At 74.3% G+C, this 21,802-nt stretch carries 19 protein-coding genes and 1 pseudogene; 8 read left to right on the top strand and 12 right to left on the bottom strand.

Translation table 11 applies throughout. The features are described from left to right. Positions 1 to 255 precede the first annotated feature (255 nt). The 3 genes from IEY94_RS12095 to IEY94_RS12085 all read right to left on the bottom strand — a co-directional run bounded on the left by IEY94_RS12095 (position 256) and on the right by IEY94_RS12085 (position 1,612). Positions 256 to 657: a DUF5130 family protein gene (locus tag IEY94_RS12095; protein ID WP_189170201.1), complete on the bottom strand. Its 402-nt coding sequence runs from the start codon at positions 655 to 657 to the stop codon at positions 256 to 258. After that, positions 644 to 892 (bottom strand): aa3-type cytochrome oxidase subunit CtaJ, encoded by a 249-nt coding sequence (gene ctaJ / locus IEY94_RS12090; RefSeq protein ID WP_189170200.1) that lies wholly within the window; start codon positions 890 to 892, stop codon positions 644 to 646. The genes IEY94_RS12095 and ctaJ overlap by 14 nt, the downstream gene beginning before the upstream one ends. 186 nt (positions 893 to 1,078) lie before the next feature. After that, a complete protein-coding gene (locus IEY94_RS12085) occupies positions 1,079 to 1,612 on the bottom strand; it encodes an HNH endonuclease (protein ID WP_189170199.1) in 534 nt (177 codons plus the stop codon). Between the two features lie 314 nt (positions 1,613 to 1,926). Here IEY94_RS12085 and IEY94_RS12080 point away from each other — a divergent pair, with 314 nt between their 5' ends. The 4 genes from IEY94_RS12080 to IEY94_RS12065 all read left to right on the top strand — a co-directional run bounded on the left by IEY94_RS12080 (position 1,927) and on the right by IEY94_RS12065 (position 6,762). Then, a complete protein-coding gene (locus tag IEY94_RS12080; protein ID WP_189170198.1) occupies positions 1,927 to 2,901 on the top strand; it encodes a mechanosensitive ion channel family protein in 975 nt (324 codons plus the stop codon). Positions 2,902 to 3,175: 274 nt separating this feature from the next. Further along, a complete protein-coding gene (locus tag IEY94_RS12075; RefSeq protein ID WP_189170197.1) occupies positions 3,176 to 4,498 on the top strand; it encodes an MFS transporter in 1,323 nt (440 codons plus the stop codon). Positions 4,499 to 5,014: 516 nt separating this feature from the next. Further along, complete coding sequence (locus tag IEY94_RS12070; RefSeq protein WP_189170196.1) at positions 5,015 to 5,404, top strand: globin; 390 nt, start codon at positions 5,015 to 5,017, stop codon at positions 5,402 to 5,404. A 98-nt stretch (positions 5,405 to 5,502) separates the two neighbouring features. Further along, entirely contained in the window at positions 5,503 to 6,762 is a 1,260-nt protein-coding gene (locus tag IEY94_RS12065; protein WP_189170195.1) for a YncE family protein, read from the top strand. A 97-nt stretch (positions 6,763 to 6,859) separates the two neighbouring features. Here the strand turns inward: IEY94_RS12065 and IEY94_RS12060 are convergent, their stop codons facing one another. The 4 genes from IEY94_RS12060 to ettA all read right to left on the bottom strand — a co-directional run bounded on the left by IEY94_RS12060 (position 6,860) and on the right by ettA (position 10,455). Further along, positions 6,860 to 7,435, bottom strand: coding sequence for a type III secretion system chaperone family protein (locus IEY94_RS12060; protein ID WP_189170194.1), 576 nt, complete (start codon positions 7,433 to 7,435; stop codon positions 6,860 to 6,862). Between the two features lie 119 nt (positions 7,436 to 7,554). Next, complete coding sequence (locus IEY94_RS12055) at positions 7,555 to 8,298, bottom strand: DUF8185 domain-containing protein (RefSeq protein ID WP_229783718.1); 744 nt, start codon at positions 8,296 to 8,298, stop codon at positions 7,555 to 7,557. Between the two features lie 5 nt (positions 8,299 to 8,303). Further along, entirely contained in the window at positions 8,304 to 8,747 is a 444-nt protein-coding gene (locus IEY94_RS12050) for an acyl-CoA thioesterase (RefSeq protein ID WP_189170274.1), read from the bottom strand. Positions 8,748 to 8,778: 31 nt separating this feature from the next. Continuing rightward, on the bottom strand, positions 8,779 to 10,455 hold the full coding sequence (gene ettA / locus IEY94_RS12045; protein WP_189170193.1) for an energy-dependent translational throttle protein EttA: 1,677 nt from the start codon (positions 10,453 to 10,455) through the stop codon (positions 8,779 to 8,781). Positions 10,456 to 10,752: 297 nt separating this feature from the next. Between ettA and IEY94_RS12040 the strand changes: the two genes are divergently transcribed. Both IEY94_RS12040 and otsB read left to right on the top strand, forming a co-directional pair. Further along, positions 10,753 to 12,141 carry an alpha,alpha-trehalose-phosphate synthase (UDP-forming) gene (locus tag IEY94_RS12040; RefSeq protein ID WP_189170192.1) on the top strand — a complete coding sequence of 463 codons (1,389 nt, stop codon included), beginning with the start codon at positions 10,753 to 10,755 and terminating at the stop codon, positions 12,139 to 12,141. Further along, positions 12,138 to 14,714 (top strand): trehalose-phosphatase, encoded by a 2,577-nt coding sequence (gene otsB, locus IEY94_RS12035; protein WP_229783667.1) that lies wholly within the window; start codon positions 12,138 to 12,140, stop codon positions 14,712 to 14,714. Before IEY94_RS12040 ends, otsB begins: the two co-directional genes overlap by 4 nt. 48 nt (positions 14,715 to 14,762) lie before the next feature. On the opposite strand, the gene IEY94_RS12030 is transcribed toward otsB, so the two are convergent. Both IEY94_RS12030 and IEY94_RS12025 read right to left on the bottom strand, forming a co-directional pair. Continuing rightward, on the bottom strand, positions 14,763 to 15,308 hold the full coding sequence (locus tag IEY94_RS12030) for a hypothetical protein (protein ID WP_189170190.1): 546 nt from the start codon (positions 15,306 to 15,308) through the stop codon (positions 14,763 to 14,765). Positions 15,309 to 15,412: 104 nt separating this feature from the next. After that, entirely contained in the window at positions 15,413 to 15,667 is a 255-nt protein-coding gene (locus tag IEY94_RS12025) for a hypothetical protein (protein ID WP_189170189.1), read from the bottom strand. Positions 15,668 to 15,867: 200 nt separating this feature from the next. Between IEY94_RS12025 and IEY94_RS12020 the strand changes: the two genes are divergently transcribed. After that, complete coding sequence (locus IEY94_RS12020; protein WP_229783659.1) at positions 15,868 to 16,479, top strand: HD domain-containing protein; 612 nt, start codon at positions 15,868 to 15,870, stop codon at positions 16,477 to 16,479. Here IEY94_RS12020 and cobA read toward each other — a convergent pair. The 3 genes and pseudogenes from cobA to cobC form a co-directional block, all read right to left on the bottom strand. Beyond that, positions 16,448 to 17,161 (bottom strand): annotated as a pseudogene (gene cobA, locus IEY94_RS12015) (uroporphyrinogen-III C-methyltransferase); the annotation flags it as partial. The gene IEY94_RS12020 and the pseudogene cobA overlap by 32 nt on opposite strands. Before the next feature lie 2 nt (positions 17,162 to 17,163). Further along, the gene (cobT, locus tag IEY94_RS12010) at positions 17,164 to 18,411 is read right to left on the bottom strand and encodes a nicotinate-nucleotide--dimethylbenzimidazole phosphoribosyltransferase (RefSeq protein WP_189170186.1); all 1,248 of its coding nucleotides are present in this window, start codon (positions 18,409 to 18,411) and stop codon (positions 17,164 to 17,166) included. Further along, positions 18,408 to 19,493: an Rv2231c family histidinol phosphate aminotransferase CobC gene (cobC, locus tag IEY94_RS12005; protein WP_189170185.1), complete on the bottom strand. Its 1,086-nt coding sequence runs from the start codon at positions 19,491 to 19,493 to the stop codon at positions 18,408 to 18,410. The genes cobT and cobC overlap by 4 nt, the downstream gene beginning before the upstream one ends. A 124-nt stretch (positions 19,494 to 19,617) precedes the next feature. Here cobC and IEY94_RS12000 point away from each other — a divergent pair, with 124 nt between their 5' ends. Beyond that, the gene (locus IEY94_RS12000) at positions 19,618 to 21,759 is read left to right on the top strand and encodes a transglycosylase domain-containing protein (protein ID WP_189170184.1); all 2,142 of its coding nucleotides are present in this window, start codon (positions 19,618 to 19,620) and stop codon (positions 21,757 to 21,759) included. Positions 21,760 to 21,802 lie beyond the last annotated feature (43 nt).

Raw genomic sequence — 21,802 nt, 5'->3', positions numbered from 1 at the left:
CCCGCGACGGGGCAGCCCGCGGCGGCGGTCCGCGCTGGGCTTCTCCCGGAGGTGGACCCCGATGGCCCAACCGCTGAGCACCGACCCCACCGGCCCGGACGACGCGCCGGTGACCCGCGGTCGCTCCGGGCCCTGGACGGCCGCCGATCTCGCCGCGCTCCCCGCCGACGGCAACACCCACGAGCTGATCGAACCCCGTGGCGGTCGCACCGGCCCGCTGGCAGCCCGCCGGCTGACCGGCCGGGAGCAAAAGGGTCAGGAGCGGCCGGCGTGGGTGACGAGCTGGTCCAGGCCGAGGATGATCCCGCCGGCCAGGTCGCCGCCGCCGAACGCCGCGACCATCGACAGCGCCGCCAGCTTCGCGTCCCGGTCGCTGACCCGCTTGCGCGCCCGCGGCCCGGTGACCAGCTCCAGTTGGCGCTGCTCGGGCGACACGGCGATGAGGATCGAGTCGGCCGGCGCCGGCAGCTCGCGGTGCAGCCGCTCCGCGGTCGCCCGGGTCGGCTCGGCCAGCTCGCCCACGTACACGGAGAAGGTCAGCCCGGTGCTGGCGTCGGCGGTCCGCATGGCCTTGTCGAGCCGGAGGAGCTGCCGGGTGGTGAACGGGACCTCGCGGACCTCGCCGTCCGCGGCCTCCACAGTGTTACCAGCGGTCACTAGCGCCTCCCGTCGTACCGGCCGGAATCGCCTCGGCGCGGCCCGCGATGGCGGGGGCGGCGTCGGGGTCGCCCGCGGCGAGGAACCAGACCGGGCCGACCCGGTACGGCCGGCCGGGGCGGTAGCGCTGGCCACCGCCCGCCGGCTTCCCGCCGCGGTACGCGAGGGCGCCGATGACCAGCATGATCAACGCCGGGATGCCGACGAAGACGAGCACCGTCTCGGAAACAGCCACTTCACGTCCCTCACCGAGTTGTACGTTCCGGCGTCTGTCACCGTAGCCCGGGCGGGGGGTGCCACGGGCGCCGGGGGCGTACGCGCGGCCGACCGGGCAGCCCTGCCGGGCAGCGGCGCGGCCGGGCGACCCCGCGGGGGCCGCGGCGAGCGGGCGGGTGGGGCCGCGGTGCGCGGGCGGGTGGGGTCAGGCGGCCCGCTCGAGGGTGCCCGGCTCCAGGTCCAGCCAGTCGGCCCAGCGCGGGTCGGCGGCCCGGTGGCCGAGGACCCGCCACGCCGTGCCGCGGGGCGTGCGCGGGACCGCGTGCAGCCGCCAGCCCATCTCGGCGGGGGTCCGGTCGCTCTTGGTGTGGTTGCAGCGGGCGCAGGCGGCGACGACGTTGTCCCACGCGTGCGCGCCCCCGCGGGAGCGCGGCAGCACGTGGTCGACGGTCTCGGCCGGACCCCGGCAGTACGCGCACCGGCCCCCGTCGCGGGCGAACAGCGCCCGCCGGGACAGCCCGACGTGCCCGCGGTACGGCACCCGGACGTACCGGTGCAGCCGGATCACGGACGGCACCGGGATCCGCTCGCGCGAGGAGTGCAGCAGCCCGTCTCCGTCGGTGACGCAACTCGCCTTGGCGGTCAGGACCAGGATCGCGGCCCGCCGAACCGAAACCACGCACAGGGGCTCATACGTCGCGTTCAACAGCAGCGCGACGCCTAAGTGGGCTCCATCCATCGGCCGACCTCCCGCCGGCCCGTCGCGCCGTACCCCGCGGCCCGGTCCGCGCGCCACCGCGACCGAACCGCGCTCGGGTGGGCCGCCAGCCGGCCGGCCGCCGGACACCCCGCCGGGGTGGGCGGGCGTACGGCGAGGCCCCGCGACGGGTTCGTGTGAACATCGTCCCTGATAGATCGGCCGAGCGCACCCCCGAAAACGGTCAGTCCGCGGCTCGCCGCCCGGTCGACACGCCGGCGCCACCGGCGGGCCACCGCGCCGCCACGGACGCCCCGTCCGCCCGGCGCGCGACGGCCATGGGGTACCAATGAGCGGTGACGCCGCCGCTGCCCTCCGCCCCCTGCCTGAAGTCCACCCTCTGCGCCCAGCTCTACGAGTGGACCGACAACGTGTGGCTGGCCGAGACGGCCGACTGGGTCCTGACCCGGCCGCTGCTGATCCTGCTGCTGTTCGTCGGCGCGGCGGTGGTCCGGGCGCTGCTGCACCGGCTGGTGGAGCGGCTGGTCCGGCGCGGCGGCGGGTTCCTGCGCCCGGCCCGCCAGCGCGCGGCCACCGAGGAGGAGGCGACCGACGGGGTGCCGCTGCCGGAGCGCCGGGAGCAGCGGGCCGCCGCGGTCCGGTCGGTGCTCGGCATCGCGATCACCGGTTTCGTCTACGCGCTGGCGACCCTGTGGGCGCTGGACGTCCTCGGCTTCAACCTGGCCCCGCTGCTGACCAGCGCCGGGATCATCGGCCTGGCGCTGGGCTTCGGCGCGCAGCAGCTCGTCCGGGACCTGATCGCCGGGGTGTGCATGCTGCTGGAGGACCAGTACGGCGTCGGCGACATCGTCGACGTCGGCCCGTTCACCGGCGCGGTCGAGGCGGTCGGCTGGCGGATCACGACGGTCCGGGACGCCGCCGGGGTGATCTGGCACATCCGCAACGGCGAGATCACCCGGGTGGGCAACAAGAGCCAGGGCTGGGCGATGGCGGTGGTGGATGTGCCGATCGGGTTCGCCAGCGTGGAGCAGGCGACCCGGGTGCTGACGGAGGCGGCCGCGGCGCTGGCCGCGGACAAGGTGTTCGCGAAGGACTTCATCGACCCGCCGACGGTCGTCGGGGTGGAGGCGCTGACCGTGGACGGCGCGGTGCTGCGGGCGACGGCGAAGACGACGGTGGACGCGCACCTGACGGTCGTCCGCGAGCTGCGCCGGCGGCTGGCCGAGGCGCTGGACGACGCCGGGTTGGAGGTCCGGTCGCCCGCGCGGACCAATGGCGACACCGGACCCGAGCCGGGCGGCGCCACCTGAGCCCGTTCCGAATTGCCCGGTTGGCAGTTGATATCCCGATAAGAGAGGTGCCTGATCGCACTAGCGCGAGGTCAGTCGATCGGGCACAATTCTCGACGCCACCATATTCAGGTGGGGCAATGCCATCCGACGGTCTTGACAGAACCCGGGAGCCACATTAATGGCCCTCGTTGAGCCGGGCCGCGAACACCGGATGGCCGGACCAGGCTGGTAGCCGGTGCCGCGGACCCGGGCGTCGCGGTCGTCGCCGGCCGGCGCGCGACGGAGGGGTGAGGTGACCGAGCACGGGCGTCCCGCCGATCGGCCCGCCACCTTCGGCGAGGTCTTCCGGGTGCGCGAGTTCCGCGCGATCTTCACCGCCAACGCCCTGTCCTGGTGGGGCGACTACGTCGCCAAGGCCGCCGTCGCCGCCCTCGTCTTCCAGCTCACCCGCTCGGTCGGCCTGGCCGGCGCCACGTTCGCCCTCAGCTACCTGCCGTGGCTGGTCGGCGGGCCGCTGCTGACCGCGCTCGCCGACCGGTTCCCGTACCGGCGGGTGATGGTGGTCTGCGACATCGCCCGGATGGTGGCGATGGCGCTCGTGGCGATCCCCGGCCTGCCGATCCCGGCGATGCTGGTCCTGCTGTTCCTCACCAGCCTCGCCACGCCGCCCGCGCAGGCCGCCCGCTCGGCCACCCTGCCGGAGATCCTCGACCGCGGCCAGCTCGTCACCGGGATCGCGCTGGCCAGCACGTTCGGCCAGGTGATGCAGATCGCCGGGTACGTCGCCGGCGGCCTGCTCTCGGCGTTCGCCGCCCGCGAGGCGATCCTGCTCAACGCGGCCACCTTCGGCCTGTCCGCATTGATCATCTGGCGCGGGGTCCGGCTGCGGCCCGCCGCGCCGCAGGCCCGCAAGCACCTGCTGCGCGAGATGGGCGCCGGGTTCCGGCTGGTGTTCGGGCGGCCGACGCTGCGGGCGATCGCGCTGATCGTCTTCGGTACGGCGCTGTTCTCCGTCGTCCCCGAGGGGCTGGCGCCCGGCTGGGCCGGCCACCTCTCCGCCGACCCGGGCGGGTACGGCGTGGCCCAGTCGGTGATCATGGCGGCGAACCCGATCGGCTTCGTCCTCGGCAGCCTGATCGTCACCCGGACGATCCGGCCGACGAGCCGGGAGACGCTCGTCCCGATCTTCGCCATCCTCACGCCCGCCTGCCTGGTGCCGGCGCTGATCGACCCGTCGCTGACCTGGGTGGCAGTGATGACGCTGCTCTGTGGGTTCGCCACGGCGGCGCTGCTGCCGACGGCGAACGGCCTGTTCGTCCAGATGCTGCCGCCGGCCTTCCGGGCCCGCGCGTTCGGCGTGATGCAGACCGGCCTGCAGGCCAGCCAGGGCCTCGGCGTGCTGGTGACCAGCGGCCTGGCCGAGAACCACTCGCTGCCCCGGGTGATCGGGCTGTGGGGGCTGGCCGGCGTCGGGCTGCTGCTGCTCGCGGCGGCGGTCTGGCCGAGCCGGGAGATGTTCGCCCGGGCGATCCACGAGACGGCCGCCGCGGCCGCGACCCCGGCCGCCGCCGAGGGCACCCCGCGGCACGCCCGCGCCCGCGCCGCCGCGGCCTGACCCGCCGCCCGCCGACCCGCCACCGCTTCCGCTGCCACACCGCCCGCGCCGCCGCTTCCCGTGTCGTGCCCCGCCGCCGCGACGGACGGCACCCTGTTCATGGAACTCGACTCCTCGGCGGAGCCCGCCCACGTTCGGGTCGACAGCGGGTACTGCGCCCGGGTGGTCGGACGTGAGGGGGCCGGCAGGCGCGCCGGGTGGCGGCGCGGGTGTCCTGCGTTACGCGGAGTAAAGAGCAGACGTGAAACATCGTCAATACCGCGGGCCGGCACGCCCACGGGGTCGGGCGAACGACGGGACACCCCGGGTGAACGGGCACCGGCCGCGACCCGGCACTTCCACGCCCCGCAACCACAAGACGTGAACGACACTCGCGGAGGACTGTGAACGTTGCTGTCGGATCGGCCCACCGGCCGCGGCCGCCCGGACCGCGGGTGCCGGCCCGCCCCGACCGGCCGTACGGTTGGGGTGGCCGCCGCCGCGGGCGGCCGGTGGCGGAGAGGCGGGGTTGCGCGCGTGGTCGAGCAGGTGTCGTTCTACGAGGCGATCGGCGGGGAGCCGACGTTCCGGCGGCTGGTGGGCGAGTTCTACGCCGGCGTGGCGCACGACCCGCTGCTGCGGCCGATGTACCCCGAGGAGGAGCTGGGCCCGGCCGCGGACCGGCTCACCCTGTTCCTCATGCAGTACTGGGGCGGGCCGCGCACCTACGGCGAGACCCGCGGCCACCCGCGGCTGCGGATGCGGCACGCGCCGTTCCGGGTCGGCGCGGCCGAGCGGGACGCCTGGCTGCGGCACATGCGCCGGGCACTGGACACCCTCGATCTCCCGCCGGAGCAGGCGGCGACGCTGTGGGACTACCTGGAGCGGGCGGCGTACTTCCTCGTCAATACGGACGACCCCGAATAGCGGACTCGTCGATCTAATTCGTCAGGTTTCAGGATCAATCGGGCATTGTTGTCGTTGCACCCGGTGATTGATCCCGCAGCCGAAGGAGTTCCGCGCCGATGCGACGACTGACCGCCTTTCTGCTGGCCGGCGCGCTGGGCGCCGCCGGCCCGCTGTCCGGCGCCCCCGCCCGCGCCGACCTCCCGCTGCCGGTCGTGGTCAGCGCGGACCCCGTCGACTTCACCCCGCACGTCACCGACGGCACGGTCTGGGCGGTGGCGCTGGTCGGCGACACGGTCGTCGTGGGCGGCGACTTCACCGGGGTCACCGACAGCAGCGGCAAGACCGCGCACGAGCGCAAGCACCTCTTCGCGTACAAGCTGACCACCGGCGAGATCCTGCCCTGGGCGCCGACGGTCGACCGGCCGGTGTACGCGCTCGCCGCCGGCGCGGGCCGGACCGTCTACATCGGCGGCTGGTTCAAGACCGTCAACGGCGCCAAGCAGCGCGGCGTCGCGTACCTGTCGCTCGACGACGGCCAGCGGGTGCCCGGCTTCAAGGTCGGCGTCAACTGGGGCGACGTGCGGGCGCTCGCCGCCGACGGGAACCGGCTGTACCTCGGCGGCACGTTCTCCACCGTCAACGGCGTCGCCCGGGCGGCGCTGGCCCGGGTCGACGCCGGCACCGGCGCGGTCGACGCGGACTTCGACGCGAAGATCACCGCGCCCGGCCTCCAGCGGCCCCGGGTCGAGGACCTCGCCCTCTCCCCCGACGGCAAGCGCCTGGTCATCATCGGCGCGATGAAGTACGCCGCCGGCCAGCCGCGCAACAGCGTGGCCCTGTTCCACACCGGCGGGCCGACCGCGGCGCTGAGCACCTGGTACACCAACGCGTACGCCCCGGCCTGCATGGCCGGCTTCGACACGTACGTGCGCGCGGTGGACTTCTCGCCGGGCGGCGACCACTTCGTCATCGTCACCACCGGCCGGGCCTCCGGCCCGGCGATCCTGTGCGACTCGGCGGCCCGGTTCAACGTGGCCGGCGCCGGCTCGCACCTGCCGGTGTGGGTGAACCGGACCGGCGGCGACTCGCTGTACGCCGTCGCGGTCACCGAGGCGGCCGTCTACATCGGCGGGCACCAGCGCTGGGTGAACAACCCGTTCGGCAAGGAGAGCGCCGGCCCCGGCGCGGTCGCCCGCCCCGGCGTGGCCGCCCTGCACCCGGCGACCGGCAAGGCCCTGTCCTGGAATCCCGGCAAGGCCCGCGGGGTCGGCACGCGCACGCTGGTGGCCACGCCCGCCGGCCTGCTGATCGGCTCGGACACCGACAAGCTCGGCGGCGAGAAGCACGGCCGGATCGGCATGTTCCCGCTGCCGTGACCCCGACCGGGGCGGGCCGCCGGGCCCGGCCGGGCCACGGAACGGACGGTGGCCGGGACCCGCGGGGGTCCCGGCCACCGGTGTCCGTGCCACCCGGCTAGAGCAGGCCGCCCTCGTCGTGCAGCCAGTCGACGAACGACGTCGCCACGGCGGCGGCGCAGTCCACCAGCTCCACCATGAGCTGGTCGTGCACGCCGGATGCCAGCGGCACCTGCAGCTCCGCGTAGATCGGGAGCTGGCCGCGCTCGGTCGGGTCGCCGATGTACGCCTTGCAGAACCGGCGGGTGTGGTTCCACTCGTTCACCACCCGGTACGCCCGGTCCGCCCAGTCCGGCGGGACCGTCGCGTGCGGGCGGGCGCGGATCACCAGGATCTCGTCGTCCGGCCCCTCGACGGTGAACAGCACCGCGTGCCGCTCCCACATCGCCAGCAGGCTGCCGTCCCCGTCGGCCAGGAACCGCACGTCCAGCTTGTCGAGGGCCTGTCCGATCCGCGGCAACGTGACCGGACCCACCTCGACCGCGACCGGCGCGATCGTCTCCACGGCCGACGGCCCGGCTTGCGCCGGGATCGGCCTTCCCCGTACTGCCTCCACCGCCGTTACCGGCGGCGACTCGCTCTTGGTGTCGGTCTCCGTTCCGGCCTCACCCGGACGCCATGACCACCAGGACATCGCCTATGCCACCTCGCTCCCAGCGGAACCCCCGCCACGTCCGGCCGCGTTCGGCCCGTCGCCGGGTGGGTGGGTACCGCGGCACGACCGTACCCACACCAGTGCCCGTAGACACAGCCCTACGTCCACTGCTGGACGGAAGAGGCTAGCCGGTCGTGCCCAAACGTATGAACAAACTGTGTATTCAGCGTGAAGCCGCTCGTGGGTGGGAGCCATGCCGTTCCGTACCGCGCCGCCAATCCCACCCAGGTACCGCTCACACGTACGTCCACGTCCCGCTTCGCAACCCCGTTCAGCGCACCGAGAAATCCCATCCGTACGACAGCTTGGATCAACCTTTGCGGTACCGCTACGGGTTCCCGGGAAGGTTCCGCGAAGTCGTCCGAATTGTCTAGTGACTTATCCGGATTAACGGTTATCGTCACGTGGTCCAGCAGCGCGTCGCGGAGCACCCGCTCGCCCACCGCGCGCTGCCCCAGCGTGCGCCGCAGCGCCTCCCCCGCCGCCGCGGCCGCCGCCGCCAGCGCCGCCACCGGCACCCGCTCGACCGTCCGCCCCGGACCGCCCGGCAGCGGCCAGCGCCACTGCGTGTCCACCCGGGCCGGCAGCGCCGGCTCGCCCGCGGCCAGCGCGTCGCGCAGCGCCGCCGCCGGCACCGTCGCGTCCAGCGCCGCCCCGGCGGCGTCGCGCGGCCCGGCCGCCGCCAGCGCCCGGGTCACCAGCACCCGCCACGGCAGCGCCGCCCACAGCGCCGTCCCGCCGCCCGGCGCCGGCCGCAGCCGGACCACCGCCGCGGCGTCCAGCCTGGTCAGCCGGGCCAGGAACACCCCGGCGTCGGCCGACTCGCCCAGGCCGTGCGGCACCCCGGTCACGCCGGCCCGCCCCCGCCGGCCGCCGCCGTCAGGTACGCCCGCTCGTCGGCGCTGAGCCGCCGCGCCCGCTCCGCCGCCAGGTCGTAGGCCACCAGCACCGACCGGGCCCGGTTGGCCAGCGCGCCGCGGTCGAACAGCTCGTACCGGATCGCGAAGCTCGCCGACCGGACGTCCTCCGGCCACAGCTCGATCCGGACCGTCGCGGGCGCCCGGTCCGCGGCCTTCGTGTCGTACGTGACCGGCCGCAGGTACTCGATCTCGTGCCGGGCCACCACCACGCCCGCGGTGAACAGCGGCCGCCCCTGCACCCGGCCCTCGACGAACATCATCGCCACCCGCGCCTCCTCGTACAGGGTGAGGAACCGGGCGTTGTTGACGTGCCCGTACGCGTCCATGTCCGACCAGCGCAGCGCGCACTCATGGACGAACCTCCCCGGCACCGAGGGTACCGGGGAGGTCGCGGTCGGTACGTCAGTCACGGGTGAGCTTGCGGTACGTGACCCGGTGCGGCCGGGCGGCGTCCGGGCCCAGCCGGTCGATCTTGTTCTTCTCGTACGCCTCGAAGTTCCCCTCGAACCAGAACCACTGCGCCGGGTTCTCGTCGTCGCCCTCCCAGGCCAGGATGTGCGTGGCGACCCGGTCCAGGAACATCCGGTCGTGGGAGATCACCACGGCGCAGCCGGGGAACTCCAGCAGCGCGTTCTCCAGGCTGGACAGGGTCTCCACGTCCAGGTCGTTGGTCGGCTCGTCCAGCAGGATCACGTTGCCGCCGATCTTCAGCGTCAGCGCCAGGTTCAGCCGGTTGCGCTCGCCGCCGGAGAGCACCTTGGTCGGCTTCTGCTGGTCCGGGCCCTTGAACCCGAACGCCGCCACGTACGCCCGCGACGGCATCTCCACCTTGCCGACCATCAGGTGGTCCAGGCCGTCGGAGACGACCTCCCACACCGTCTTGTCGCCGTCCAGGCCCGACCGGTTCTGGTCGACGTACGACAGCTTGACCGTCTCGCCCACCCGCACGTCGCCGGCGTCCGGCTTCTCGAACCCGACGATCGTCTTGAACAGCGTGGTCTTGCCGACGCCGTTCGGGCCGATGATCCCGACGATGCCGTTGCGCGGCAGGGAGAAGCTCAGGTGGTCGATGAGCGTCCGGTCGTCGAAGCCCTTGACCAGCTCCTTCGCCTCGATCACGGTGTTGCCCAGGCGCGGCCCCGGCGGGATCTGGATCTCCTCGAAGTCCAGCTTCCGGGTCTTCTCGGCCTCGGTGGCCATCTCCTCGTACCGGTCCAGCCGGGCCTTGCTCTTGGTCTGCCGGGCCTTGGCGTTGGAGCGGACCCACTCCAGCTCCTCGGTCAGCCGCTTCTGCAGCTTGACGTCCTTGCGGCCCTGCACGGCCAGCCGGGCGGCCTTCTTGTCCAGGTACGTCGAGTAGTTGCCCTCGTACGGGTACGCCCGGCCCCGGTCCAGCTCCAGGATCCAGTTGGCCACGTTGTCCAGGAAGTACCGGTCGTGGGTGATCGCGATGACCGTGCCCTCGTACTTGGCCAGGTGCTGCTCCAGCCAGTGCACGCTCTCGGCGTCCAGGTGGTTGGTCGGCTCGTCCAGCAGCAGCAGGTCCGGCTTCTCCAGCAGCAGCTTGCACAGCGCCACCCGGCGGCGCTCGCCGCCGGAGAGCTGGGTGACGTCGGCGTCCGGCGGCGGGCAGCGCAGGGCGTCCATCGCCAGTTCGAGCTTCGAGTCGATGTCCCAGGCGTCGGCGTGGTCGAGCTGCTCCTGCAGCTTGCCCATCTCGGCCATCAGCTCGTCGGTGTACTCCTCGCCGAGCTTCTCGGCGATCTCGTTGAACTTCGCCAGCGTCGCCTTGACGTCGCCGACGGCCTCCTCGATGTTGCCGAGGACGGTCTTGGCCTCGTTCAGCGGCGGCTCCTGGGCCAGCATGCCGACCGTGTAGCCGGGCATCAGCTTGGCCTCGCCGTTGCTCGGCCGGTCCTGGCCCGCCATGATCCGCAGGAGGCTGGACTTGCCCGCGCCGTTGGGGCCCAGCACGCCGATCTTTGCCCCGGGCAGGAAGTTCAGCGTGACGTTGTCGAGCACGACCTTGTCGCCGTGCGCCTTGCGGGCCTTCTCCAACACGTAGATGAACTGCGCCACAGGTGGTGACCTTCCCGAAGAGAGCAGACTGGTGTACCCCATCCTCCCGGGCCGGGCGCAGCCGAATCCTCCCGGGCCATCCCCCGGGTGCCCCGACCGGCCGCGGGCGGGGTCCCCGGCACCCCCGCCGCCCGCGACCGGGCGACCCCCGGCGGCCCGATGCACCCGGTCGGGCCGGCGTTTGCGATCGTTCGGGTGGGGTATCAGCGCCGGCGATCTCCGCGCCTGCGCCCCTGTCCCCCGGGCGTTCAGTAGGCTCGGACGAAGCCCATCAGCTCGCCCGGAGGTGCAATTCCCGTGCCGGAACGCAGCGCGTTCGTCGTCGTCGCCAATCGACTACCCGTCGATGAGGTGCAGACCGAGGCGGGCGGCCAGTGGCGGCGCAGCCCCGGCGGGCTGGTCACCGCGCTGCACCCGGTGCTCGCTGCCCATCAGGGCACCTGGGTCGGCTGGGCCGGCGGGACCGGCGCCGCCCCCGAGCCGTTCGACCTGGACGGCATCCACCTGCACCCCGTCGCGCTGAGCGCCGACGAGCTGGAGCGGTACTACGAGGGCCAGTCCAACGCGACGATCTGGCCGCTGTACCACGACGCCGTGGAACCGCCGATGTACAAGCGGAGCTGGCGGGACGCCTACCGGCGGGTCAACGAGCGGTTCGCCGACGCCGCCGCCGCGGTGGCCGCCGAGGGCGCGACCGTCTGGGTGCAGGACTACCAGCTCCAGCTCGTCCCGGCGATGCTCCGGGAGCGCCGGCCGGACCTGCGGATCGGTTTCTTCCTGCACATCCCGTTCCCGCCGATCGAGCTGTTCATGCAGATGCCCATGCGGACCGAGATCCTGCGCGGCCTGCTCGGCGCCGACCTGGTCGGCTTCCAGCAGCGGCTGGCGGCGCAGAACTTCGTCCGGCTGGCCCGGCACCTGCTCGGCCTGCGGTACGTGGGCCAGACCGTCGAGGTGGACGGCCGCCGGGTCAAGGCCGGCGCGTTCCCGATCTCGATCGACGCCGCCGAGATGGAGCGGATGTCGGCCGACCCGGACGTGCAGGCCCGGGCCACCCAGATCCGCAAGGAGCTGGGCGACCCCCGCACGGTCATCCTGGGCGTGGACCGGCTCGACTACACCAAGGGCATCGAGCAGCGGCTCAAGGCGTTCCGCGAGCTGCTCAACGAGGACTTCCTGAGCGTCCCGGACGCGGTGATGGTCCAGGTGGCCACGCCCAGCCGGGAGCGGGTCGAGCACTACCAGACGCTGCGGGTGAAGGTCGAGCGCGAGGTCGGCCGGATCAACGGCGAGTACGGCCGGGTCGGCGTGCCCGCCGTGCACTACCTGCACCAGTCGTACTCGCGGGCGGAGCTGGCCGCGCTGTACCGGGCCGCCGACGTGATGATGGTGACCCCGCTGCGCGACGGCATGAACCTGGTCGCCAAGGAGTACATCGCCGCCCGCGGCGACCTGGGCGGGGCGCTGGTGCTGAGCGAGTTCGCCGGCGCCGCGAGCGAGCTGAAGCAGGCGTTCCTGTGCAACCCGCACGACCCGGAGGGCGTCAAGGACGCGCTGCGCCGGGCCGTGACGGTGGACGGGGTGGAGGCCCGGCGCCGCATGCGGATCATGCAGCGCCACCTGCGGAATCACGACGTGGAGCGATGGGCGAAGTCGTTCCTCACCGAGCTGGGGGCGGACGCGTGACGACTTTGATCTCCGACGTGGACAACGAGCTGCGCACCGCGGTCGGGCGGATCGCCCGGGTGCCGCAGCTCCTGGTGGCCTGCGACTACGACGGCACGCTGGCGCCGATCGTCGCGGACCCGACCAAGGCGGTGCCGCTGCCGGAGGCCGTCGCGGCCATCCGGGCGCTGGCCGCGCTGCCGCAGACCACCGTGGCCGTGGTGTCCGGGCGGGCGCTGCGCGACCTGGCGGCGCTGTCCCGGCTGCCCAGCGAGGTGCACCTGGTCGGCTCGCACGGCTCGGAGTTCGACATCGGGTTCGTGGAGCGGCTCGCCCCCGACCTGGTCGCGCTGCGCGCCCGGATGCTGACCGCGCTCGAGGAGCTGACCCGCGGCGCCCCCGGCATCCGGCTGGAGGTCAAGCCGGCCAGCATCGCCGTGCACACCCGCGGCGCCGACCCGGCGGTCAGCGCGCACGTCACCGCCGAGCTGCGGGCCGGCGTCGCGAGCTGGCCGGACGTGCACGTCACGCACGGCAAGGAGGTCGTCGAGCTGTCCGTGGTCGCCACCCACAAGGGCACCGCCCTGGACGCGCTGCGGATGCAGCTCTCGGCGAGCGCGGTGCTGTTCCTCGGCGACGACGTCACCGACGAGAACGCGTTCGCCCACCTGCACGGCCCCGATGTTGGCGTGAAGATCGGCGGCGGCGAGACCCGGGCCGACTACCGGGTGGCCTCGCCGCTGGACGCCGCCCGCCTGCTCGGCCTGCTGCTGGAGGTGCGGCGGAGCTGGCTGTACGGCGAGCGGGCCACGCCGATCCAGCGGCACTCGATGCTGTCCAACGGCCGGACGGTCGCCCTGCTCACCCCCGAGGCCCGGGTGGCCTGGCTGTGCCACCCCAAGCCGGACTCGCCGGCGATCTTCGCCGACCTGCTGGGCGGCCCGCAGGCCGGCCACTTCACGATCACCCCGGAGCGCGGCGGGCTGCCGCTGGGCCAGCGGTACCGGCCCGGCACGATGACCGTCGAGACCCGCTGGTCCGGCCTGACCGTCACCGACTGGCTCGGCGGCGCCGCCCAGACCGCCAGGGGCGGCGACGCGCGCAGCGGCCGGTCCGGCCTCGACTCGACCCTGCACCGCACGCTCACCGGTACGGCCGCGGCCCGGCTGGACTTCGCGCCGCGGCCGGACTTCGGCCAGATCGGCGTGCACCTGCAGGCCGCCCCCGACGGGCTGCTCGTGGTCGGCTCCAGCGAGCCGGTCGCCCTGTACGCGCCGGGCGTCCAGTGGAAGATCGTCAGCGAGGCGGCCGGGGACAGCGCCCACGCCACCGTCGACCTCGCCGCCCACGGCGGCGAGCTGACGCTGGAACTGCGGTTCGGCTCGCACAGCCTGGAGGCGCACGCCGAGCCGATCGCCAGCCGGCTGGAGGACCAGGAGAAGCCGTCCCGCGAGTGGGCGGAGTCGCTGCGCCTGCCGAAGCTCGCCCGCGAGCACGTGCTGCGCAGCGCGCTGACCCTGCGCGGCCTCTGCTACAACCCGTCCGGGGCGATCCTCGCGGCGGCGACCACGTCGCTGCCGGAGGAGCTGGGCGGCATCCGCAACTGGGACTACCGGTACTGCTGGCCGCGCGACGCCGCGATGACCGCGCGCTCCCTGGTCGACCTCGGCTCGCTGACCGAGGCGGAGGCGCTGCTGCGCTGGGTGGACGGCTGCGTCGAGCGCACCGGCGGCCACCCGGAGCGGCTGCACCCGCTCTACACCCTGGACGGGTACGAACTCGGCCCCGAGGCGGTCATCGAGACCCTGCCCGGCTACGCCGGCTCGCGCCCCGTCCGGGTCGGCAACCTCGCCAACCGGCAGCTCCAACTCGACGTGTTCGGCCCGGTCGCCGACCTGATGGCGGCCGTGGTCGAGGCGCGCGGCTCGGTCCGGGACGAGGAGTGGCGGGTGCTGGAGGCGATGGTCCAGGCCGTCCAGCGCCGCTGGCACGAGCCGGACCACGGGCTCTGGGAGGCGCGGCTGCCGCCGCGGCACCACGTGTACTCGAAGGTCATGTGCTGGCTGACCGTCGACCGTGCGCTGCGGGTGGTCCGCGCGCACGGCGCCGACCGCCCGGAGTGGGACCTGCTGCGCGACCAGATCGGCAAGGACGTGCTCGACCGCGGCTGGCACGCGGAGGCGAACGCGTACACGGTCGCCTACGGCGACGCCGACCTGGACGCCTCGTCGCTGTGGATCGGCCTGTCCGGGCTGCTGCCCGACGACGACCCGCGGTTCCTGTCCACGGTGCTCGCCGTCGAGGCCGAACTCCGGTCGGGGCCGGTGGTGTACCGGTACCGGTGGGACGACGGGCTGCCGGGGCGCGAGGGCGGGTTCCACATCTGCACCGCGTGGCTGATCGAGGCGTACCTGCGCACCGGCCGGCGCGGCGACGCCGAGGAGCTGTTCCGCCAGATGGTCGACACGGCCGGGCCGACGGGCCTGCTGCCGGAGCAGTACGACCCGCTGGCGGAGTCGGGGCTGGGCAACCACCCCCAGGCGTACAGCCACCTGGGACTGATCCGCTGCGCCGTCCTGCTCGACCGGTCCTGAGACCCGCTCCGGTGGCCCCCGCTCAGGGGCCACCGGGGCCGCGCCGGCTCACCAGCACAGGCCGCAGTTGCCGCCGAACCCCGGCGGCTTGGAGTGCACGTCGAGGTACCGGCGGACCGCCCGCGGCCCGTCCACCCGCACCTGCACGTCGCCGTCCACCCGGCTGACCCGCACCGACCAGCAGTGCACCGACGGGCCGCGGGCGTGGGCGCACAGGTACCGGGCGCCGGGGTACATCTGGACGTACGTCCGGTAGAACCGCGCGTCCGGCCGGTCGGGGTACCGCTGGAGGCTGCGGACGCTCGTCGCGTCGTCCGGCCCCATGCCGCGGCCGTGCTGCCCGAACGCCGCGCGCACCCACCACGCGGCGCCGCCCGGCGCGGGCCGGCAGTGCCGGTACACGCCGCGCACCTCGACCAGCCCGTCGTACCCCAGCGACCTGATGCCGGTGATCAGCCCGGAGTTGCCCTCGCCGGATCGGCAGGGGAACCCGCCGGGCGGCGGCGCGGCCGCCGCGGCGGCGGCGGGTTGCCCGGCGAACACGGTCGCCGCCAGTGCGGCGGCGACCCATCGACGCAGATTCGGCCTGCCCATGCTCCTCGCCACCCCCGCTGGTACCGCTCGGCCGCGCCGCCCGCTTCCGGCGACGGACGTACGGCCGAGATTCTGGCACAGCGGCGCACGGGCGGGGATCGACGTCAGTCGCTGGCGGCGGCGCGGCGGGACGCGACGGCCCGGAAGATGAGGAAGATCGGGGCCAGGAAGGCGTAGTAGAGCACCAGGTAGGAGTCGCCGGTGAAGAACCACTTCAGGTACGTGCCGTAGGCGACGAAGCCGACGCCGAGGACCAGGTTCAGGGCGCGGGAGCCGGCGCTCTGGCCGGGCAGGAGGCCGCCGACGAGCAGGAGCAGGGCGCCGGAGGCGAGCAGCATGACGGGGTAGATCTCGTACATCGGGAGGTCCTCACGAGTGCGGGAATTCAGTGACGCGCCGACGCTACGACCGCCCGCACCGCCGCAGAACCCATCAGTCGTGCTGCCGACATCGATGTGTCGCCAGCACGACACCGTCGCGGGTGGACAGCCCGCGATCCGACCCACAGCTACGATCCCGTTGCTCCCCGCTTTCGCCGCCACGACCTCCGGAGATGACGATGAGCGAGCCAGGGACGTCCGGCGACGGTACCGTCGCCTTCCTGCACGAAGCCGGCTACCTCAAGCACCTCCCCCGCACCGGCTGGCAGATCATCGGCGTGCCGCAGCCCGAGTCGGTGGCCGAGCACTCGTACCGGGTCGGCCTGATCGCGTTCGTCCTGGCCACTCTGGAGGGCGCGAACGCCGACCGGGCCGCCGTCCTCGGCCTGCTGCACGACCTGCCCGAGTGCCGGATCGGCGACGTACCGCTGCTCGGCAAGCCGCACGTCACCACCCGGGACGCCGTCGAGGTCATCGGCCTGCAGACCGAGGCCGTCGCCGAGCCGGCGCGCGCGGCGCTCCGGGCGGCGGTAGCCGAGTACGAGGGCCGGGACACCGCGGAGGCCCGGTGCGCCAAGGACGCCGACCGGATCGAGTGCCTGTTGCAGGCGCGCGAGTACGGCGCCCGCGGCAACCCGCTCGTCCAGCCGTGGGTCGATAGCTGCCTCGCCGGCGTGACCACCGACGCCGGGCGGCGGCTGGCCGCGGCCGCCCGGGAAACGGACCCGAACGACTGGTGGCGGCTGGCCCGCGCGCCGGTCAGCGCAGCGCGTCGACCACCGGGCCGATGACGGTGATCGCCGGCGGCTGAACGTCCGCCGCCGCCGCGGCCACCGTCGCCAGCGTCGCGCGCAGCGTCCGCTCGCGCGGCGTCATGCCCTCCTGTACCACGGCCACCGGCGTACCCGGGTCCTTGCCGTGGGCCAGCAGCACCTCGGTGATCGCCGGCAGGTTCCGCACGCCCATGAGGATCACCAGCGTGCCGCGCAGCCGGGCCAGCGCCGGCCAGTCCACCAGCGACTCGGGGTGGTCGGGGGCGAGGTGGCCGGAGACGACCGTGAAGCCGTGGGCCAGGCCGCGGTGGGTGACCGGGACGCCGACGGCCGCCGGTACGGCGATCGCGCTGGTCACGCCCGGTACCACCGTGACCGGCACGCCCGCCGCGGCGCAGGCGAGCAGCTCCTCGCCGCCGCGGCCGAAGACGTACGGGTCGCCGCCCTTGAGCCGGACCACCCGCTTGCCGGCCAGTGCCCGGTCGACCAGGATCCGGTTGATCTCGGACTGGGGCATCGCCGCCCCGTACGGCACCTTGGCCGCGTCCACGACCTCGACCCCGGCGGCGAGGTCGGCCAGCAGCGGCTCGGGGACCAGGCGGTCGGTGACGACGACCTCGGCGGCGCGGAGCAGGCGCAGGCCCTTGACGGTGATCAGCTCGGGGTCGCCGGGGCCGGCCCCGACGAGCGCGACGGTACCGGTCACTTCTGCGTCACCCCCGCGCTGTCGAACGTGGCCACCTCGTGCAGTACCCGGACCGCCGCGGCGACCACCGGCAGGGCCAGCACCGCGCCGGTGCCCTCGCCGAGCCGCAGGCCGAGGTCCAGCAGCGGGGTCAGGCCCAGGTGGGCCAGGGCGACGCCCGCACCGGGCTCGACGGACAGGTGGCCGGCGACCATCGCGTCCACCGCGGCGGGGGCGAGGGCCGCGGCGGCCAGGGCGGCGGAGCAGGCGATCACGCCGTCCACCACGACAGGGACGCGGCGGGCGGCCGCGCCGAGGATGAAGCCGGCCAGGGCGGCGTGCTCGCCGCCGCCGACGGCCGCGAGCACGCCGACCGGGTCGGCCGGGTCGGGGCGGTGCCGGTCGAGGGCGCGGGCGACCACCTCGACCTTGCGGGCGTACGTGGCGTCGTCCACGCCCGTGCCGCGGCCGGTGACGGCGCCCGGCGCGGCGCCGGTGAAGGCGGCGACCAGGGCGGCGGCGGGGGTCGTGTTGGCGATGCCCATGTCGCCGGTGAGCAGGATCGCGGCGCCGCCGTCGACCAGCTCGCCGGCCAGGTCCAGGCCGACGGCGAGCGCGCGCAGCGCCTCGGCCCGGGTCAGGGCGGGCTCGGCGGCGAGGTTGCCGGTGCCGGCGCGGACCCGGGCCGGGCGCAGGCCGGGCGCGGCGGGCAGCGGGGTGGCCACGGCGACGTCGACGACGGTGACGCTGGCGCCGACCTCGCGGGCGAACGCGTTGACCACCGCGCCGCCGGCCAGGAAGTTGCCGACCATCTGCGCGGTGACCTCGCGCGGCCACGGGGTCACGCCCTCGGCGTGCACGCCGTGGTCGCCAGCGAAGATCGCCAGGGCGGCGGGGGCGGGCAGCGGCGGCGGGCAGGTGCCGGCCAGGCCGGCCAGGCGGACGGACAGGTCCTCCAGCGCGCCGAGCGAGCCGGCGGGCTTGGTCAGCCGCGCCTGCCGGTCCCGGGCGGCGGCCAGCGCGGCGGGGTCGGCGGGGCGGATCGCGGCCACGGCGGCCCGCAGCCGCTCCTCGTCCGCGACCGGGCCGGCGGCGGCCGGGGACCGTGCCGGCGCGGCGGACCGGGGCGGGTCCGCGGCCGGGCCGGTAGCGGCGGACGGGTCCGGGGCGGCGGCCGGGTCGCGGGGTGCCGGGTCCGCGGTGTCGGTCGGCGGGGGTGCGCCGGGTCCGCGCCCGTCGTGCGGTCGGCCGTCCGGTCCGCTCATGCCCCACTCCCGATGATCTCCGCCAGGACGGCCGCGAACGCGTCCGTGGTGGCAGTCTGTCGTACCGCGACGCGCAGCCAGTCGGCGCCCAGCCCGGGGAAGGTGTCGCCGCGCCGGACCGCGTACCCGCGCTCGCGCAGCCGCGCCCGTACGGCCGTCGCGTTCGGCAGCGTGACCAGGACGAACGCCGACGTGGGCGCGCCGGGGACGCGCACGCCGGGCAGCCGCCGGAGGGCGGCGACCAGGTGGGCGCGCTCGGCGGCCAACTCGATGGCGAGCGCCCGCTCGGCGGCGACGGCCCGCTCCCCCGCGCACGCCTGCGCGGCGGCCAGCGCGGGCGTGGAGACCGCCCACAGCGGCTGCGCGGCGGCCAGCGGGGCGAGCACGTCGGGGGCGCCGAGGGCGTAGCCGACGCGCAGGCCGGCCAGCCCCCAGGTCTTGGTGAGGCTGCGGACCACGAGCAGGCCGGGCAGGTCCCGGCGGGCGGCCAGCGACGCGGGCTCGCCGGCGACGCCGGGGGCGTGGGTGGTGTCGGCGAACGCCTCGTCCACGACCAGCAGCCGGCCGGGGCGGGCCAGGGCGGCGACCGCGTCGGCGGGGTGCAGGGCGGAGGTCGGGTTGGTCGGGTTGCCGAGCACGACGAGGTCGGCGGAGTCGGGAACCCGGGCGGGGTCGAGGGCGAAGCCGTCGGCGGCGTCGAGCAGCACCCGGTCGACGGCGTGGCCGGCCCGGCGCAGGGCCGCCTCGGGCTCGGTGAACTGCGGGTGCACGACGACCGGGTGGCGCGGCCGGTACGCCCGGCCCAATAGCACGAACGCCTCGGCCGCACCCGCGGTCAGCAGTACCTCGTTGGAGGGTCTAGCGTGCCGCCGCGCCAGCGCAGCGCGGGCGGGGCGCGGGTCCGGATAGCTGGCGAGGCGCGTCAGCGCGGCGGCGATCGGGGCGGCCAGCCAGGGCGGCGGGCCGGGCCGGACGTTCACCGCGAGGTCGACCAGGCCGGGGCCGACCTCGGCGTCGCCGTGGTGGTCCAGGTCCGGCTCGGTCATGGGCGCCTCCCCGCGCTTCGCACACGCTCCGGGCATCCTCTCGTGCCCCCCACGGGAGTCCGACGCCACCCCCCGGCAACCCCCCCGCCGGGCGATTCACACCTCTTGGACGGTTTCCACAGTGCGGATATGGTCGTTGACATACTTTCTGTATGTGTTCATGCGCGCCCTGGCTTCGTTCCGCTTCTACTCCCAGTTCCTCCGGATCGGGGTGATCTCCGGCGTCGCCTTGGCCGCCGCGATGTACCCGATCGCCGCCGTCGGCGGCCTGGCGCTGAAGTCAGGGGCCGAGAAGTTCGACTCGCTGCCCAAGGAGATGCGCATCGCCGCGCCGGCGCAGACCACGTACGTGTACGCGGGCGACGGCAAGACGCTGGTGACGATGTTCTACGAGGAGCACCGCCGGTACACCGGGATCAAGGCGATGACGCCGTACCTGACCCAGGCCATCCTGGCCTCGGAGGACTCGCGCTTCTTCGACCACGGCGGGGTGGACCCCAAGGGCATCGCCCGGGCGTTCGTCGCCAACCAGCGGGCCGGCGGGGTCTCCCAGGGCGCGTCGACGCTGACCATGCAGTACGTCCGGATGGCGCTGCGCGACGGCGCCCGCTCCCCGCGCGAGGCGCTGGACGCCACCGAGCAGACCAGCGCCCGCAAGATCCGGGAGATGCGGCTGGCGATCATCCTGGAGAAGCGGTTCACCAAGGAGCAGATCCTGGAGCGGTACCTCAACGCCGCGTACTTCGGGCACCGGGCGTTCGGGGTGTTCGCCGCGTCCGAGGTGTTCTTCTCCAAGCTGCCCAAGGACCTGTCGCTGGTCGAGGCGGCGACGCTGGCCGGGCTCGTCCAGGCCCCGTCGGCGTACGACCCGGCGGCGCACAACCGCAAGGCGGCCACCGAGCGGCGCAACTACGTCATCGACCGGATGGCGGCGCTGGCCAACATCACGCCCCAGCAGGCCGCCGCGGCGAAGAAGCAGCCCATCGTGCTGCGGCTGACCGACCCGCCGAACGACTGCGTGTCGGTCCCGCGCAAGCACAACGACTGGGGCTTCTACTGCGACTTCTTCAAGGGCTGGTGGCTCGGCAACCCGGCGTTCGGCAACAACCCGGCCGAGCGGGAGGACAACCTCCGCCGCGGCGGGTACAAGATCATCCTTGCGCTGGACCCGAAGCTCCAGGCGAAGACCCAGCAGCACGTGGTCAACAAGGAGGGGAACCGGAGCACGTTCGCGCACGGCGTGGTCGCGGTGCAGCCCGGCACCGGCCGGGTCCGGTCGATGGGCGTGAACCGGGTGTACTCGCTCGACCAGCGGAACAACGGCGAGCACAGCGACCCGGCCAAGCGCGGCGACCTGCGCGGCAACTACCCGAACACGGTGAACAAGCTGCTCGGCGGCGGCGACCTGCCCGGCTACCAGGCGGGGTCGACGTTCAAGATGTTCACGATGCTCGCGGCGCTGGACAAGGGGCTGCCGCTGAACACGAGCTACTACGCGCCGTACAAGTACCGGTCGAAGTACTACACCTCGTGGGACGACCCGAAGTCCTGCGGCGGCCGGTGGTGCCCGTCGAACGCCAGCAAGGGCATGACCGGTACGCAGAGCATGTGGTCGGGCTTCGGCAAGTCGGTGAACACGTACTTCGTCCAGTTGGAGCAGAAGGTCGGCGCGGAGAGCGCGGTCCGGATGGCCGAGAAGCTGGGCCTGCAGTGGCGGACCGACATCGACCGGACGCAGGCGTCGCCGGCGAAGGCGAACACCTGGGGCGCGTTCACCCTGGGCGTCGCCGACACCACGCCGCTGGAGATGGCCAACGCGTACGCGACGCTGGCCGCCGAGGGCTCGTACTGCAAGCCGAACCCCGTCCTGAGCATCAAGCGGGCCAACGGCCGGGACCTGACCCACGCCGGCCGCAAGGTCGCCGACCCCGAGTGCCGCCGGGCGTTCAGCGCGGACGTCGCCCGGGCGGCCACGGACGCGGCGAGCTGCGTCACCGGCTCGGGCGCCCAGCGCGGCGGCTGCGGCGGCTGGTCGACGGCGCCGCAGGTGCGCGGGATCGTCGGGCGGCCGGTGGCCGGCAAGACCGGTACGACGGACAACACCCGGGCGGCCTGGTTCGTCGGGTACACGCCGCAGTTGGCGGCGGCGAGCTTCGTCGCCGACCCGGACAATCCGTTCCACAACGTCGGCGACTGGAACTCGTGGAAGCCGATCCAGACCGCCGGCCAGGTACTCCGGGACGGAACGGCCGGGCTGGCCAAGAAGAAGTTCAACGCCCCGTCGTCCAAGATCCTGCACTAGCGTTCCGCCACGCCGTCGCCGCCGCCGAGCCCGGTTCGGGCCG

The sequence above is a fragment of the Pilimelia anulata genome (assembly GCF_014647895.1).
Lineage (GTDB): Bacteria > Actinomycetota > Actinomycetes > Mycobacteriales > Micromonosporaceae > Pilimelia > Pilimelia anulata.
The sequence above is the reverse complement of the archived record's forward strand: the minus strand, read 5'-3'. Positions and strand labels throughout refer to the sequence as shown.

Coding starts and splice junctions, on each gene's coding strand:
- IEY94_RS12060 (WP_189170194.1), bottom strand. CDS start 7,435: ATGTCCTGGTGGTCATGGCGTCCGGGTGAGGCCGGAACGGAGACCGAC.
- IEY94_RS12030 (WP_189170190.1), bottom strand. CDS start 15,308: ATGGGCAGGCCGAATCTGCGTCGATGGGTCGCCGCCGCACTGGCGGCG.
- IEY94_RS12085 (WP_189170199.1), bottom strand. CDS start 1,612: ATGGATGGAGCCCACTTAGGCGTCGCGCTGCTGTTGAACGCGACGTAT.
- IEY94_RS12000 (WP_189170184.1), top strand. CDS start 19,618: ATGCGCGCCCTGGCTTCGTTCCGCTTCTACTCCCAGTTCCTCCGGATC.
- cobT (WP_189170186.1), bottom strand. CDS start 18,411: ATGAGCGGACCGGACGGCCGACCGCACGACGGGCGCGGACCCGGCGCA.
- IEY94_RS12065 (WP_189170195.1), top strand. CDS start 5,503: ATGCGACGACTGACCGCCTTTCTGCTGGCCGGCGCGCTGGGCGCCGCC.
- IEY94_RS12025 (WP_189170189.1), bottom strand. CDS start 15,667: ATGTACGAGATCTACCCCGTCATGCTGCTCGCCTCCGGCGCCCTGCTC.
- cobC (WP_189170185.1), bottom strand. CDS start 19,493: ATGCCCGGAGCGTGTGCGAAGCGCGGGGAGGCGCCCATGACCGAGCCG.
- IEY94_RS12020 (WP_229783659.1), top strand. CDS start 15,868: ATGAGCGAGCCAGGGACGTCCGGCGACGGTACCGTCGCCTTCCTGCAC.